This window comes from Salmonella sp. HY31 (genome assembly GCF_042604575.1).
GTDB lineage: Bacteria > Pseudomonadota > Gammaproteobacteria > Enterobacterales > Enterobacteriaceae > Salmonella > Salmonella diarizonae.
On record NZ_CP170479.1, the window covers coordinates 3,763,690 to 3,779,330 of the forward strand.

Annotated in this window: 11 protein-coding genes, 1 other RNA gene and 4 pseudogenes; 8 read left to right on the plus strand and 8 right to left on the minus strand. The window is 48.2% G+C overall.

Translation table 11 applies throughout. From position 1 onward, the window contains the following. The 7 genes and pseudogenes from ACE15A_RS17915 (at window position 1) to ACE15A_RS17945 (ending at window position 7,173) form a co-directional block, all read left to right on the plus strand. Window positions 1-1,410: a TolC family outer membrane protein gene (locus tag ACE15A_RS17915; RefSeq protein WP_053508976.1), complete on the plus strand. Its 1,410-nt coding sequence runs from the start codon at window positions 1-3 to the stop codon at window positions 1,408-1,410. Beyond that, entirely contained in the window at window positions 1,407-3,587 is a 2,181-nt protein-coding gene (locus tag ACE15A_RS17920) for a type I secretion system permease/ATPase (RefSeq protein ID WP_053508978.1), read from the plus strand. Before ACE15A_RS17915 ends, ACE15A_RS17920 begins: the two co-directional genes overlap by 4 nt. A 7-nt stretch (window positions 3,588-3,594) precedes the next feature. Next, window positions 3,595-4,758, plus strand: a complete 1,164-nt coding sequence (locus ACE15A_RS17925) for an HlyD family type I secretion periplasmic adaptor subunit (protein ID WP_072158697.1) — start codon at window positions 3,595-3,597, stop codon at window positions 4,756-4,758. A gap of 71 nt (window positions 4,759-4,829) precedes the next feature. Next, window positions 4,830-5,192, plus strand: a transfer-messenger RNA (tmRNA) gene (gene ssrA / locus ACE15A_RS17930). 165 nt (window positions 5,193-5,357) lie between these two features. After that, window positions 5,358-5,490: pseudogene (locus ACE15A_RS17935) on the plus strand (integrase); the annotation flags it as partial. 1 nt (window position 5,491) lies between these two features. After that, a pseudogene (locus ACE15A_RS17940) lies at window positions 5,492-5,600 on the plus strand (IS630 family transposase); the annotation flags it as partial. 964 nt (window positions 5,601-6,564) lie between these two features. Beyond that, window positions 6,565-7,173 carry a helix-turn-helix domain-containing protein gene (locus ACE15A_RS17945; RefSeq protein ID WP_023246865.1) on the plus strand — a complete coding sequence of 203 codons (609 nt, stop codon included), beginning with the start codon at window positions 6,565-6,567 and terminating at the stop codon, window positions 7,171-7,173. 52 nt (window positions 7,174-7,225) lie between these two features. Here ACE15A_RS17945 and ACE15A_RS17950 read toward each other — a convergent pair whose 3' ends face one another. From ACE15A_RS17950 to ACE15A_RS17980, 7 genes and pseudogenes are all read right to left on the minus strand, one after another. Next, complete coding sequence (locus ACE15A_RS17950; RefSeq protein ID WP_053508982.1) at window positions 7,226-7,618, minus strand: hypothetical protein; 393 nt, start codon at window positions 7,616-7,618, stop codon at window positions 7,226-7,228. A 55-nt stretch (window positions 7,619-7,673) separates the two neighbouring features. Beyond that, complete coding sequence (locus tag ACE15A_RS17955; protein WP_023246863.1) at window positions 7,674-8,672, minus strand: fimbrial protein; 999 nt, start codon at window positions 8,670-8,672, stop codon at window positions 7,674-7,676. Continuing rightward, the gene (locus ACE15A_RS17960; protein WP_053508983.1) at window positions 8,669-9,397 is read right to left on the minus strand and encodes a molecular chaperone; all 729 of its coding nucleotides are present in this window, start codon (window positions 9,395-9,397) and stop codon (window positions 8,669-8,671) included. Before ACE15A_RS17960 ends, ACE15A_RS17955 begins: the two co-directional genes overlap by 4 nt. 8 nt (window positions 9,398-9,405) lie before the next feature. Then, a pseudogene (locus tag ACE15A_RS17965) lies at window positions 9,406-11,852 on the minus strand (fimbria/pilus outer membrane usher protein). Window positions 11,853-11,898: 46 nt separating this feature from the next. Continuing rightward, window positions 11,899-12,477, minus strand: coding sequence for a fimbrial protein (locus ACE15A_RS17970; RefSeq protein ID WP_053508985.1), 579 nt, complete (start codon window positions 12,475-12,477; stop codon window positions 11,899-11,901). A 49-nt stretch (window positions 12,478-12,526) separates the two neighbouring features. After that, complete coding sequence (locus tag ACE15A_RS17975) at window positions 12,527-13,081, minus strand: fimbrial protein (protein WP_053508987.1); 555 nt, start codon at window positions 13,079-13,081, stop codon at window positions 12,527-12,529. Window positions 13,082-13,536: 455 nt separating this feature from the next. Beyond that, complete coding sequence (locus tag ACE15A_RS17980) at window positions 13,537-13,869, minus strand: fimbrial protein (protein WP_053508989.1); 333 nt, start codon at window positions 13,867-13,869, stop codon at window positions 13,537-13,539. An 864-nt stretch (window positions 13,870-14,733) separates the two neighbouring features. Here ACE15A_RS17980 and ACE15A_RS17985 point away from each other — a divergent pair. After that, window positions 14,734-14,934, plus strand: a pseudogene (locus tag ACE15A_RS17985) (hypothetical protein); the annotation flags it as partial. A gap of 107 nt (window positions 14,935-15,041) precedes the next feature. Here the strand turns inward: ACE15A_RS17985 and fljA are convergent. Next, window positions 15,042-15,581 (minus strand): phase 1 flagellin gene repressor FljA, encoded by a 540-nt coding sequence (gene fljA / locus ACE15A_RS17990; RefSeq protein WP_053508991.1) that lies wholly within the window; start codon window positions 15,579-15,581, stop codon window positions 15,042-15,044. Window positions 15,582-15,641 lie beyond the last annotated feature (60 nt).

Consider the following 15,641-nt stretch of genomic DNA (forward strand, 5'->3'; position numbering starts at 1 on the left):
ATGGGAAAAGTCGCGCCTGTCGCCATCGTACTGGCATTTGCTTTGTTTCATCATCAGACCCGGGGCGCAGAAGCGCCGCCGATCATTACATCCGAAGGATTAGCAACGGACCAGATGCTTCCTTCGCTGGATGGCTCCGCCGCCGAGTTACCGCTCAGCGCCGCCGCGCCGGGCAACCTGACGCTCAATGACGCGGTCAATCGCGCCGTTAACTGGCATCCTTCTATTCGCGAAGCCGTCGGCAAACTGCTCGCACAGAATCAACAAATAGAGGTCGCCAGATCGAAATATTATCCGCAAGTCAGCGCTGGCGTGAACAATGGGTACAGCAACACCTACACCGATCACGGGTATAGCCCCTCGCTGGTGCTGTCGGTATCGCAAATGCTTTATGACTTCGGCAAAGTGGCAAGCCAGGTTCGCGCCGAAACCGCAGGCGCAGCGCAGCAACAGGCCAATGTGTTGCTCAGTATTGATACCGTCGCGCACGAAACCGCCAACGCCATTGTTCAAACGCAGAGCTGGCAGCAAATGGTAGAAGCGGCGGAAGAACAGCTCGTCGCGCTGGACGGCATCGGTAAACTTATCCGGCAGCGCAGCGATGAAGGCGCCACGTCGCTATCTGACGTAGTGCAAACCGAAGCCAGAATCGAATCCGCCCGCTCGCAACTGGCGCAGTATCAGGCCAATCTCGACAGTGCGAAAGCATCACTGATGAGCTGGCTGGGCTGGAATTCGCTTAATGGCATCAATAATGACTTCCCGGCAAAACTCGCTCGCAGCTGTGAGACGTCGACTCCCGACGATCGGCTGGTGCCCGCGGTACTGGCCGCCTGGGCGCAGGCCAACGTTGCGCGGGCGAATCTGGAATATGCCAACGCGCAAATGACGCCGACGATTTCGCTCGAACCTTCCGTACAACATTATCTCAATGATAAATATCCCAGTCATGAAGTGCTCGATAAAACCCAGTATTCCACCTGGGTGAAAGTTGAGATGCCGCTTTACCAGGGCGGAGGGTTGACCGCCCGGCGCAACGCTGCCAGCCATGCGGTAGACGCGGCTCAATCGACCATTCAGCGCACCCGGCTTGATGTCCGCCAGAAACTGATGGAGGCGCGCAGCCAGGCAATGAGTCTTGCCAGCGCGTTACAAATCCTTCGTCGGCAACAGCAGCTTAGCGAACGCACGCGTGAACTGTATCAGCAGCAATACCTTGACCTCGGTTCGCGCCCACTGCTTGACGTGCTTAATGCGGAACAGGAAGTTTACCAGGCGCGCTTTGCCGAACTGCAAACGGAAAGCCAGTTGCATCAGTTGCAACTGAACTGTCTGTATAACACCGGCGCGCTTCGTCAGGCGTTCGCGTTAAATCATCGCAGTATTCAATCCGTGGAGATCCAGCCATGACCCGCGCCGCCCCCGATATAGAAGAGGTACTCAGTGAGCGCGCGCTGAGCCAATGGGCGCAGGCCATCAGCCATGTCGCCGGTCATTATCGCGTTGCCTGTTCTCCCGGTTCGATTCAGGCCAACGCCCCGTGGTTTAGGGGGAAAAGCAGAACGACCGCCTTAACGCAGCTCGCGCGGCAGGCGGGTTTATCCTTTCATGCGCCGGGCATAGACAAAACGGCATTTAGTCAGTGGCGATTGCCATTGGTTGTCGAGCTCCGGGACGGGCAGTTATTGGTCATCGAACATGTTAATGGCGAAGATGCGGTAGATGTTTTTGTGATCGAAGAAGAGGGTCAGCGTAACCGTCTGACGCTCAACGAGTTATTGCCGGAGATCCTCTATGTTGCCGCGCTACGCCCGCTATCGGCGCTCAAGGATAGCCGCGTCGACCGCTATATCTCCCGCTTTAAACCCGACTGGATGCGCGAGTTGGTTCTGCAGGATATCCGCCCTTATTTACCGGTAATGGTCGCCGCCTTTCTAATTAACGTGCTGTCGCTGGCCGGGATTGTCTTTTCTATGCAGGTTTACGATCGGGTGATCCCCGCACAGTCGTATCCTACCCTGTACGTTCTCTCCTTCGGCGTGCTGGTAGCGGTGTTGTTCGGTTTTCTTCTGCGTGAAGCGCGTACGCACATTATGGACGTGCTCGGTAAACGTGCCGATATGCGCATTTCCGATCGGGTATTCGGTCATGCGTTAAGGCTGCGCAACAGCGCTATCCCCCGTTCCACCGGCAGTTTTATCTCGCAGTTACGCGAACTGGAGCAGATCCGCGAGATGATCACCTCTTCAACGCTGGCGACCATTGTCGATCTGCCTTTCTTTTTCCTGTTTATGATAATCCTGGCGATTATCGCCCCACCGCTGGCATGGATAGCGCCAGTGGCGGCTCTGCTGATGATCCTGCCGGGCGTCGCACTGCAAAAAAAACTGGCTGTCCTTGCCAACCAGGCCGCCCACGAAGCGACGCTACGCAATGCAGTCTTAGTTGAAAGCGTTCAGGGACTGGAAGATATTAAACTGATGCAGGCGGAGAACCGCTTTCTCCAGCAGTGGAATAGCTATATCCGTATTACCGGTGAGTCGGGTCTACGCACCCGCAAACTCACGCAAGGGCTTATCAGTTGGGGGATGTCGGTACAAAGTCTGGTGTATGCCGCGGTGATTATGTTCGGCGCGCCGATGGTCATTGAAGGCAGTATGACTACCGGCGCGGTGGTCGCCGCGTCGATGCTCGGCTCGCGGATGATCGCGCCAATGGCCAACCTGTGCGGCGTGCTGGCGCGCTGGCAGCAGGTGAAAGCGGCGAAGATGGGTCTCGACAACATTATGCAACTGCCCACCGAGACACAGCATGACGATAGCCTGATACACCGCGACATCCTCCACGGGCATTACCTCTTTGAAAACGCTCAGTTTCGTTACCATAACGACGATCAACGCATACCGCTGCGCCTCGTGCGTCTGGAGATCATGCCAGGCGAGCGGATTGCGATACTAGGGCGTAACGGTGCGGGTAAATCCACACTTTTACAGGCGATGGCGGGTGGCCTGGAGATGATTCAGGGAGAGGCCCGGATTGATAATCTCAGCTTGCCGCACATCGATATGGCGGATTTGCGCCGCAACATCGGCTTTCTTAGCCAGAACGCGCGGCTTTTTTTCGGTAGCCTACGTGAGAACCTGACGCTCGGCGCGCCACACGCCAGCGATGAACAGATTTTTGACGCGCTCGAAGTCAGCGGCGGCGCCGTCTTCGTCAGACGGCTGGCAAAAGGGTTGGATCATCCCATTATGGAAGGCGGTAACGGCCTGTCCGGCGGGCAGCGTCAGTCCCTGTTGCTGGCGAGAATGCTGCTGCGCTCCCCCAATATTGTGCTACTTGACGAACCCAGCGCCTCGCTGGACGAACATACGGAACGAGAGTTTATTCAGCGGTTACATCAATGGCTTGGCAACCGTACCCTGATCGTCGCGACGCACCGGGTACCAATACTGGAGCTGGTTGAGCGTGTCGTTGTCCTGAAAGAAGGGCAACTGGTGATGGACGCGCCAAAAGCGCAGGCGCTTAACGCGGATCGGATGCAAAGTCACCGTAGGGAGTGGAAAAATGAAAATCAGTCAGCATGATGCCGCGATGGACGATCCCGATATTCAGCGTGAACGGGCGTTTTCCGGCGCGGGTCGTATTGTTCTGATCTGCTCACTGTTATTTCTCATTCTCGGCATCTGGGCGTGGTTTGGCCGGCTGGATGAGGTTTCCACTGGCAACGGGAAAGTGATCCCCAGTTCACGCGAACAGGTTCTGCAGTCGCTGGATGGCGGCATCCTGGCGCAATTGACGGTGCGGGAAGGCGACAGGGTCCAGGCTAACCAGATTGTCGCCAGGCTTGATCCTACGCGTCTGGCGTCCAATGTCGGCGAAAGTGCGGCAAAATATCGCGCTTCACTCGCCTCCAGCGCACGGTTAACCGCGGAAGTCAGCGACTTACCCCTCGCCTTCCCCGATGAGCTAAACGGCTGGCCGGATCTGATTGCCGCAGAGACGCGTCTCTATAAAAGCCGCCGTGCGCAACTGGCCGATACTGAAGCCGAACTACGGGATGCTCTGGTATCGGTTAATAAAGAGCTGGCCATTACCCAGCGGCTGGAAAAAAGCGGCGCGGCCAGTCATGTTGAAGTACTGCGACTGCAACGACAAAAAAGTGATTTAGGCTTAAAAATTACCGACCTGCGCTCACAATATTATGTACAGGCACGCGAAGCGTTGTCGAAAGCGAACGCCGAGGTCGATATGCTCTCCGCCATTTTAAAAGGACGCGAGGATTCCGTTACCCGCCTCACCGTACGTTCGCCGGTACGCGGTATTGTTAAGAATATCCAGGTCACGACGATTGGCGGCGTGATCCCGCCTAACGGCGAGATGATGGAGATAGTACCGGTAGACGATCGTCTGCTGATTGAAACCCGTCTTTCGCCGCGTGATATCGCCTTTATTCATCCCGGCCAGCGCGCATTGGTTAAAATCACCGCTTATGATTACGCCATTTACGGCGGGCTTGACGGCGTAGTAGAAACCATTTCACCGGACACCATTCAGGATAAGGTGAAGCCGGAAATTTTCTACTATCGTGTGTTTATCCGCACCCATCAGGACTATCTACAAAATAAAGTTGGACGCCGTTTTTCGATTGTTCCAGGCATGATCGCCACGGTGGATATCAAAACCGGTGAAAAAACCATCGTCGACTATTTAATCAAACCGTTTAATCGAGCGAAAGAAGCGCTGCGCGAGCGGTAAATCGTTGAGGATAAGAAGATACGGGGGCTGGTCACGCGTGTCACAAGTCTGTTATACTCAACTTACACATTGGGGCTGATTCTGGATTCGACGGGATTTGCGAAACCCAAGGTGCATGCCGAGGGGCGGTTGGCCTCGTAAAAAGCCGCAAAAAAATAGTCGCAAACGACGAAACCTACGCTTTAGCAGCTTAATAACCTGCTTAGAGCCCTCTCTCCCTAGCCTCCGCTCTTAGGACGGGGATCAAGAGAGGTCAAACCCAAAAGAGATCGCGTGGATGCCTTGCCTGGGGTTGAAGCGTTAAAACGAATCAGGCTAGTCTGGTAGTGGCGTGTCCGTCCGCAGGTGCCAGGCGAATGTAAAGACAGACTAAGCATGTAGTACCGAGGATGTAGGAATTTCGGACGCGGGTTCAACTCCCGCCAGCTCCACCACTTTTTAGTTGTTTGAAGTACAGTAAAGTCTACTAAGCCCGCATAGCACAAGCTCTGCGGGCTTTTTTACGTCTATGGTAGTCTACCGAGAATTGCTGGAAACTACCGATTATGACACCCTTTTTGGGACCCAACATAAAGGGTCCAAAAACCGAGGGTCTCAAAATGGCAAAAATCGCTAAGAAGCTCACTGACACTGAAATCAAAAGCACGAAGCCCTCCGGTTAACTTGTTTGATGGCGATGGTTTGATCCTGCGAATCGCTCCTTTGTCGAAAGGAGGAAAGAAAAATTGGTATGATGTCGATCATAACCCCAATACCGTAATGAACGACGCCTGATGCAGAACACTATCCATAAAACACGAGACAAAAACCATGCCCGCAGACTAACTGCTATGCTGATGCTGTTTCAATGACAAATACCATTAAGGGGCAAGCAATCTCAGGAACATAACTAAAGATAAACGTATAATATACTCTAAGACGCGTTGCTGAGATTTTTAAAAAGCAACGGACGATTTTTCCCTTGCTACAAGTGCTACGTATAGCAAACGTAGCAGCTCTCAGAGAAAAAACATACATTTTTGGTTAAATATATTCCTTATTTCTCGGGGCATAATTATCATTCATGTGATAAAGGGTTCTGCACCACAACACAACAGGAAAATAAATACTACAATAGAATTGTAATTTCTCATCCCCGAAAAATATCATACAATAATATGCTCCTAACCGGTCTTACATCCCATTACCTGAATAAAATCAAGCAATGAATAGATGACATTGATAACATAAACAATACGTTATCAGTGAAGTTGCAACTCCAAAAACGCCAACAATAAATAAACTAAATATTGAGATATTAGGTTTTCATCATAGTAGATACAATAAAATTTTTTTAACATCCCAAACAGCAAACGTTGGTACTAAGGTTTTACTTTTAAGTAACAGTATAAAATCCAAGCATGCTGTTATCAATATTCAATCCAGACCATGACGGCCTGGTTTGGTTGTGTTTAATTTAAAAAATAACTCAGTACCAGGTATATTATTTGGTGCGTATGCAAGTCAATATGGCACTAACTTATTGAGAATCAATGTTCATCTAAATAGCATTTTAATTCAATACGCATGCTATTAAAAAATAGTGTTCCACATCACAGAATCAATATCTGATATATCTGTAAACAATATTAGTATTATGAATGTTTTTTGCCACCATCCTCCTGTAAAAACGCTCTGACTGTAATCCACATAAAGATTGTTATTTATTTCAAATAATACATGCCAATGCATTACCTAAATAATAAAATACATGATAAGATGATAAATAAGTTAGGTTTTGTCTGTTAAACGTGCAAGGAGTGCATAATGAATCCTGTCGAAAACATCACCCTATTAATTAATAACCTTTCTAAAAAAGAAAATATCAATCACTCACAAAAACAAGAAATAATTCCATTAGTTTCAGAGGGACATGCACGCTGCATTATCATTCACTCTGGAACATTTGGAGTGTACCGACGTGAAGAGCGCTTGCTTCTCAGGGTAATAGAAGGACCAGAAATATTAGGGGTTGCATCAATCTTTCAACATATTGGAATGGAGCAATATGAATCTCTCTATTTATATACCTACACGTCTATAGATTACGAATTCATAGATCCGCTGCAATTTTCCAGAATTGTGAGTGAGCGCAATTTATGGGAGCCCGCCATGTTACATTTCGGACACCTTTTATCTGAGGCAGTGAATTCACTTAAGAATTACACAGGAAGAGATACGAAAGCGCTCGTCACCCGTGCCTTACTGGCATTATCTTCTCATTCTGAGGAATTTCGAAGAAAAATCATCGCCAGTGATTATATTAAAGAAAGAACGTCACTGTCCCGTAGCGTAATAATGAAGATACTAAAACAACTTCGGGATGAAGGAAAGATAGAGATAGAAAAAGGTATCCTGATAAAAACTACACTATAATAATATTGCCCTTTAACAGTCACCTTATTAAAGGGCATGAGGTTAAATATATTTATCGTTCAACTATTGCGTTAATACTATAACGTCTGTGTAGATGATAAATGGCAGTTTTGTCAGCTAAAATGTTTTTTAGTAAAAAATAGCGCCAATTTAAAGCATCAAATAAATAAATTACATCAGTACCATTCGATACAAGAAATTCGCAATGTAAAAATGGTTGCAATAATGTATGAGAATTAATCACTATTGGCCCATGTATTTCACCAGTCATTTTCCCAACATGTTTCCAATGAAGATAACCGGTTCCCTTTAAAACTGAAAAAACGTCATCGCTTGCATCAAAAAAGTAGGTTGAAAATATAGGGTCATCCGATGTCTCTATCTGTAATGAGAGCGGAAGTAAAGCCTGATAAATCAGCGCTATTTCATCTTTTATGTCAGCCATAATCCACCCTGCATGATCAATAAATGATAAATAAGCGCTCCCTGACTATAAAATTTTAATGATAATTAATTCGTAATAAAACAACGATAGTGAAGGAGCCTGGCTTAATATCCTGGCCCGGCACCGGGCTCAGTTCCGCGTGATATTCTTTCTCCACGCTGAGTTCACCTGTTGTAAAGTCGGCAAAACTATTAAAGCGTTCAAAACCCACGGGCTCAGTCCCGGATAACAGTTGCAACTGCAGTCCATTCCCGGGGCGCAACAGCAGTCGGTCTGCAGACAGGTGCTCATCGGTAAAAAAAGCCGCATTCAGTTTAAAACCGTCAGAGCATTCAGCATCCTCAGCCCGGGTCGCTTTGACGGTAAACGTCCTGGTAATATTGTGCCGCTGAATATCTCTGGTACTGAAAGTACCGAAATTCACCACTTCATTTTCCGGGGATACGCTCAGATGTACTCCACAATCCAGTACCCGAATATTATTCAGCCCGGTCAGGGTATACTTCAAATTGTGGCCGTTACTACTGACATCATCATAACCGGCAAATGCAATTAACGGAATTGCTGATAATGTACTAACATAATCATGAGGTGGCCGCTGTTTCAGTCTGACATAGAACCTTATCCGGGCAACAAACCGACGGGAAGTTGGCGTTCCGCCTGTACACTGACTTCCTGATGAGGCGCTACCCACGCATTGGCCGGTATCCACGGCATCCGGCCCACCTTCGGCATCATGATCGGCGCCTTCAAAGGTGATGCCGGGTTGAAGATAAGGATCGCTGGCTCCCGACTGCGGTGAAACCCACAGCGCAATTTTCTCATCCTGTCCGTCAGGCTGGGTATTGTTATCACAATAGACAGGCACTTTTATTATGGGTGAGACCCAGATTTTTTCGCCGGTTCCTATCGTGGACGGAATAGCAAATGAAGGGATTGTGACACTCTTATCCACCGGGCCGCCTTTGCCTCCATAGTAGCAATCTATTGCCAGCGTGCCGGGTGACCAGCACACGGTAAACATCAGCAGAATAAATGACAGGACGAGTTTCATGGTTTCTTCACCTTATATTCACTCAGGCTGCAGGTCGAAGAAGGGCAGGAAACCACCAGCGTTCTCATTGCGCCGTAGTCATCCAGGTAACCCAGCAGGTAACGCGTGCTGCCAGTCGCCTTCACGCTGATGGAATCGAACGGGGCCACCATATCACCTTTAAATCCGTTCAGCGTTTGTCCTTCCTGCCCCATCCAGGCAATGGTGATGTGGTAGGGGGTGGGATTGTTGATAGTCAGCCAATTACCATTCTGAGTGACCTTCAGTTTGATTGCCTGGTCCTGGATATTTTCTGTCTGTAGAGCGGCCGGGCGATAAAACAGTTTGATGCGACTCTGCATGGCGAGCTGCATTACGGCGCTGTTTTTTCCCTGAAGGTCGGGCTGTGGCGGTATCTCACGCAGGTCGAAGTAAAACAGTGACTCCCTGTCCTGCGGCAGTCTGGCGGTATTCTGTTTCATGATGCGCACCTGAGACATTGCACCAGGCTCCAGGCGCTGGATAGGTGGCAGGGCGATAAAAAAATCATCGTTTTTCTGCCCCTGACTGTCCGTGACCCACGCATAAGCCAGATAAGGCAATTTTTTACTCTCGTTTTCAATTTTCAGACTGACGGCTTTATCCCTTTCATTAAATACCAGCCGCGTCCGGTCAATATTGACAGCCGCGTGTGCGGTCATACAGATCATCATTACAGCGAGCACAACAGACAAATAAGTTTTCATTCCATTTCTCACTCATTGCAGGGAAGAATCAGACGAGAACCGGATACCGCAAGGTTATCCGGCAGAGTAAAGCTGCACTGATGGCTGCCACTCCAGCGAACGTGATAGTGTTGACCCCCTTTAACACCACTCAGCCAGAGATGCCCATCATCGCTAATCATGCCAATATCTGTATTTCCGCCTTCCGGCATCACTTCTGCACCGACGGGAGGGACACCATCATGGGTATGAACCTCACCGAAAATATCCAGTCCGGAGCGGGAGGCCATATGGCGATAACCAATCGCCCCCTCTGTCCAGGTGGCCTGTAATACGGCGTCATCTACTGATGCCCCTTCGGGCAAATGATTCATATCCACACTGATGCTGGCAGGCTGATAACTGGTGACCACTGGTATCACGGCATATCCCCAGGCATTCGTGGTTCCTGAACCATTATTAATCGGAATATCTTTCACCCCGTCGGTACTGACCAGCAGGCGGGGTTCATTGCTTACGCTTTTACGATGGAAGGCATAACCTCTGGGGGTCACCGTCAGCGAGCCATTCCAGCTTCCGTTAACCGAGCGGTAGTCCGCATCCTGCCAGCCACCGGAGAGCTGCAGCTCTCCGGCAGAAGTCAGATGCTGGTAGTTGGCGCTGAAATTCGCTTCGGTATGTGGTGCGTTACTGTCCGCACCCGCTGAAATTCCCCAGGTGTTATCAAGATCGGCTGAATCATTCCACGACAGTGACTGGGAGGCGTGTTTGTCGTGCCGCAGGTCGTACCCCAGTCGGTGATAATTATCGAAGGGCAGCGACAGCGAGAAATAGATCTGGCGATCTTCGTCCTCATCGTCGTCATGCTGTGTATCGCTGAGCGAAATACTGGCCGTACAGCCCTTAAATCGGCCCATGTCGAAGGTGTAACCAAGTGTGGTATTGAAAGTGGTGGATGCGGATTTATTCCACCAAGTCTGCCGGAGTATGCTGATATCCAGATTAAGGTTCAGTGCGGCAATATTCTGGTTGCCGCTCACGCTGACCGATTGTTTTTCCAGATCGTCATCGTTGCCGTATTTAAGATCGGTGTAGCTGGCATAGCTGAGAAAATGCTGATCGGAGTGGCGTAGCGCCGCAACTGAAATCTGGCTGTCGGTTTCATCGAACCGTTTACTGTACATTACCCGGTAGCTGTTACCGGTCTGCTTCGACGTATCCGGTAACTGGCTGGCAGCCCGAGTCACATCAACAGAGATAGCCCCCAGCCACAGGAGGTTCTGACCTATTCCCAGAGCCAGCGACTGATAATGATCACCCGCGCCCAGAAAACCGCCGTACAGAGATGTCTGGGATAATATCCCCCATGAGGCCTCGCCCAGCGTGAATACCTCGCCAGCGGTATGATGTGAGATATCGGGGCGGACCTGGCCTGCTGATACGTTATAACGCACCTGTCCTTTGCGGGTCAGAAATGGAACCGTGGAGGCGGAAACCTGAAAAGTACTGACCTGGCCGTTATCCTCTGTTATCCGGACATCCAGTGTTCCCTGTACGGTTTGATTCAGATCGCGGAGCACAAACGGGCCGGGCGCGACCTTCGTCTGGTAAATCACTCGCCCCTGCTGACTGACACTGACGGTTGCATTACTCCGAGCGGTGCCGGTGATCTGTGGTGCATAGCCACGTAATTGCCAGGGCAGCATCCGATCGTCGCTGTTGAGGGATATCCCGGTAAAGTCGAACGTATCAAAGATGCCTGACTGCAGGTTTGTCTCTCCGGCAACAAAGCGGGAATCTATATCCGGCAACGGCCTGAACAGATAGGTTCTGGAAAAGATCCGCCCTTTGTGCTGTCATCTCCCTGCCGGGAGGAGGAATACTGAAAATCGCTACGCAGACGCCACGCCCCGGCATTAAGCCCGGCAGTACCATAGGTATTGGCGTTATCCGATCGGTTTTCGCCCTGTGACTGGTAAGTGCCCGCAAACAGGTTGTAATCGAGAAGGAACCCCGGAATACCATCAGACCATTCGGAAGGGGGCGTCCACCCTTTCGAATGGTACATCAGCCAGGCCTGCGGCACGATAATGTGTAACTGCTGGTTTGGCTGGTCAAAATTAAACTGGATATCCGGTCTGGATGAGAAATCTGTACACCCATTGTTATCCGGCAACGACTGACGAACCGAAGGCTGTAACTCAAAGCGATCGGCCATTGCCGGAGGGATACAGACCTGTGAACCCGTATCGGTTTCATGCCAGGACAACATCTGCTGCTCAGACAGCAGGGTATCATTTACTGCCACGGAAACCAGATAACGCCCGGGTGGCACCGAGGCCGGGTTTCTGAACCAGCTCAAATCCACATGGGAACGGGCATCTTTATCAATAACGCTGAGGTTAAAATCGGTCGCACCTGCCCGAATTGAAACCAGTAAGCAGCATCCAGCCACCATTGCCATCCATCCCTGCATTTGATTATCTCTGAAGCAACCCTTTCGTTCGGAAAGGGTTGTCTGGTTACTGATAGGAAATAACATATGTTGCATTAGCCGCAACTTGTCCCGGAGTGATATCAGTTTCCCCTCCGTCAATTGCAACTATATTGACCATTCGGCTCTGAAAGGTCAGAGTTTGCTCACTAGAAGTCACTTGTAAGGCCACGTCTGGTGTACCATTTCCCCCAAAGTGAATAACCTGGCCATCACTCGTCAGAACTTCTACACCAACACCCTGAGCACCGCTGGATACTGTATTCGCCAGTATCATGGAGTCGTCAGTCTCGACAGCCGAACTGTCAAACCTAACATGTGCTTTAGTGATATCTGCACCCTCTGCCCCAGCACCAGAAAGCGCACAGTTAGTCAGATGAATATTGATATTGACAAGCTTTGCATTGGTATACTGCTTCAGATAGTTAACTGTGGTCTGCCCCAGAGGAACAGTCATATCCACGCTATCCCCGGCAAGAATACATGGGGCATTGACCACTGTTCCGGTAAAGTTGACTGAGCCGCCATTTACAGGTTCGCCAGCAAATGCCGGAGCAATCATTAATACCCCCGTCAGTACCAGCCCTACTTTAGCTTTACACCTCATATATCCCTCCCGCAAAAAATGGTTTCCCCCGGCTTGCATTAAGCCATTATCATTTATAAGCGATGGTATAAGTTGCATTTGCAGCCACGGCGCCGGGAGTGATGGCCACGCTGTTAATGTTTTCCATATCAGCCTGAAATGTCAGTGTCTGTTCTGAGGATGAAACCTGCAGCGGTATCTCATCAGCTGTACCCAATACCACATTAGCGCCATCACCATTCAACAAGCGCACCCCGATCCCCTGAGCCCCGGCAGAGTCGGTATTTGCCAGCAGATCTTTGTCGGAGGTATCAACGGCTGAAGAATTGAAAGTAACGTCCGCTTTAGTAATGTCAGCATCATCTGTTCCTGCACCTGAAAGCGCACAGTTAGTCAGATTGATGTTCACATTAACAGGTTTTGAGCTGCTATATTTATTCAGATAATCAATGGTTGTTTGTCCTAAATCCACGGACATATCGACGCTGTCCGCTGCGATAACACACGGCGCATCAACCACCGTACCGGTGAAATTAATTGTGCCACCATTAGCAACATCATCCGCCATTGCCACACCTGAGAATGCCGAGCACGCGATTGTCACAAATAATAACTTTTTAATCATAATTCTTCCCTTTAATTTGAAATATTAGAAAAATTTCCAACCCACTCCAGCAATTAATAAAATAAGAGTGGCCTCTTCTGATCCAAAAAAAAGATTACCAATTCAAAAAGATTACATTGATATAAATTATGAGACTGACAAAATCATTCACAACAACATGAAAGAACAGGCCACCAATAATGCACCAGCAAGCAATGCAGCGATTAAATGCATAATTTTTGCTCAATGTAGTTTTTTTAAAAAAAAGATAAAAAACAAACTTAGAAATGGATCGTCTATTATTATTCGTTCCGGGTGGATTATATTGCTAATTGTTTGTACAGATCGATAAAGCAATTATGATAGATAAAAACTATCATTAATCATTAAATGATCGATATAAGCGATCATTTAATGTGTATTGTCTCTAATATTATTCGCTGAGTGAATGAATATATTATTTGCTATATTTTATATTACTTATACTCCACTACGTAAGTTGTGTTTGCAGCTTCTGTCTGGCTGATTTCACTCTTAATTTTTTCCATATCCCCCTGAAATGTTAGCGTTTGCTCGGCAGATGAAATCTGTAATGGCACCTTACTGCTGATTCCCAGCTTCAATGAATTGTCTTCACTGGTCAGCAAACGAATACCAACATCAGTTACCTCTGTAGAAAAGGTAGTTGCCAGCAGATTTGTATCAGTGGTATCCACCGCTGAAGAATCGAAAGTAACATCCGCTTTGGTGGTATCGGCACCTTCTTTTCCTGCACCCAAAAGAGCACAGTTAATAAGATTAATATTCACATTAACGAGCTTTACTGTTTTATTTATTCAGCTAACCAATTATTTATAGTCCTAAATCCACGGACATATCAGTGCTGTTCTCTGCGATAACGCATGGTGCCTCAACCACCGTATCGCTGACATTAATTGTGCCGTCATTAGTTGTGTCGTCAGCCACTGCGGCACCAGAAAATACAGCGCATGTCATTACCATAACTTCATGTTCTGGTAATGACAGATAACGAAAAAGGTGATTTCCGTATTCATTTGATGAATGAATGTGGATGATGAATTTGAAATGACATACGAAAGAAAAATCTGTAGAAACTGACGGAAAGTAATACCATTTTATTAAAACGAAAAAAATCCCCCCATCCCTTATCTATTATCCCGTTTATATGGCCTTCTTGTATAATCGTTTAGATAGATCAATTCCGATACAATCATAACATAAGACGATCAAACGATATTAATTAATCGTTTTATTCGATCTTGTTTTGACAGGGATTTATCAGCATTTTCTACTAATGAAAGCAATTTAAGTACAGCAGGGATGGCACATTTGATTGGCCCTCAGGCAAGCTGGCTGGGCCGGAATAATGACTCCGCTTTGGTGATGGCCACAAGCCGATTACCAAAGCGCAGGCCCTGATCGCCCGCCGCCGGGAGGATAAGAAAATGCCTCCGTGGACCACGTTTCAGTGGGTACAGGAGAACCTGATACGGGGACGAGTCAGACCACTGGACAAACGCAGCCCTACCCGCGCCATCCAGGGTATTGACGGCGACCTGAAACTCAACCGGGCCCTGCGGCTTTTTTTGTGTTTGTTGTCGTCTGGTGATATTTACTAAGGACCACGAGTTACGGCACCCTTTTTGGGCCCTATCGCGGAGGAGTCCCAAAATCGAGGGTCCAAAAATGGCAAAGACGGCTACACTGAAATCACAAGCGCCAGGCCAGCCAACAAAGAAATCAGCCGGTTCGATGGTGATGGTTTGATTCTGCGAATCGCTCTCCAGGCGAAGGGAGGGAAGAAAAATGAGTGTTTCCGGTATGCGCTACCTGTAAGTAAGCGAAGAACCCAAAAGCGAGTAAACGCTCAATATTGGCAGTTCTCCATTCATCAGGTACTCTCCGGTAAAGCCCCCCCTAACTTTTATTTTCCTCACCGAATTTATTATTACCGTATGTGTTATTCAACGTAATCCGAAGATGTGATCCTGCTAACCCAGTCAAACATAACTTGCATATGATTGCCATTGGATTTCCTTACACCAACCTGACAAGCATTTACACCTGTCGTTTTACCAGTCAAAACTTGTCCATACTTCATATAGATTTTGATACCGACGCCCTGTTTATAGCACTTATTACAAATCGAGAAATAATCTTTTCTTGATGGAGTATATTGCTGAAGATTAAATCTATCAGCCAGCACCAGTGAAATATTAAAAGCGTCATTACCTGATAATTCTTCAAGAATTGCCAGAGACTCCAACTTGACTTCAATGCGATTATTTCCTTTAGGTTTATCCGAAGCCAGAATCAAATTTTCTTTCGGATTAAACTTCGCAATGTAGCCTGTGATTAGCTGGGTATTATTACTCACTAACCGAACGGGGACATCATTAAAACGTAGAAATTGAATTCGACGAGCAAGCATTGAATAATCCCGCGGCCATGTTTCAGCCTCTCGCCCGTAGGAAATATCGTTTACAACCATACATTCCATAAAGGTATATATCTACGCTGAATGAAAAAGCCCCGGATTTACGGGGCTGAATAAAACTAA

Coding starts and splice junctions, on each gene's coding strand:
- ACE15A_RS17920 (WP_053508978.1), top strand. CDS start 1,407: ATGACCCGCGCCGCCCCCGATATAGAAGAGGTACTCAGTGAGCGCGCG.
- ACE15A_RS17950 (WP_053508982.1), bottom strand. CDS start 7,618: ATGGCTGACATAAAAGATGAAATAGCGCTGATTTATCAGGCTTTACTT.
- ACE15A_RS17960 (WP_053508983.1), bottom strand. CDS start 9,397: ATGAAAACTTATTTGTCTGTTGTGCTCGCTGTAATGATGATCTGTATG.
- fljA (WP_053508991.1), bottom strand. CDS start 15,581: ATGGAATGTATGGTTGTAAACGATATTTCCTACGGGCGAGAGGCTGAA.
- ACE15A_RS17975 (WP_053508987.1), bottom strand. CDS start 13,081: ATGATTAAAAAGTTATTATTTGTGACAATCGCGTGCTCGGCATTCTCA.
- ACE15A_RS17915 (WP_053508976.1), top strand. CDS start 1: ATGGGAAAAGTCGCGCCTGTCGCCATCGTACTGGCATTTGCTTTGTTT.
- ACE15A_RS17955 (WP_023246863.1), bottom strand. CDS start 8,672: ATGAAACTCGTCCTGTCATTTATTCTGCTGATGTTTACCGTGTGCTGG.
- ACE15A_RS17970 (WP_053508985.1), bottom strand. CDS start 12,477: ATGAGGTGTAAAGCTAAAGTAGGGCTGGTACTGACGGGGGTATTAATG.
- ACE15A_RS17925 (WP_072158697.1), top strand. CDS start 3,595: ATGGACGATCCCGATATTCAGCGTGAACGGGCGTTTTCCGGCGCGGGT.
- ACE15A_RS17945 (WP_023246865.1), top strand. CDS start 6,565: ATGAATCCTGTCGAAAACATCACCCTATTAATTAATAACCTTTCTAAA.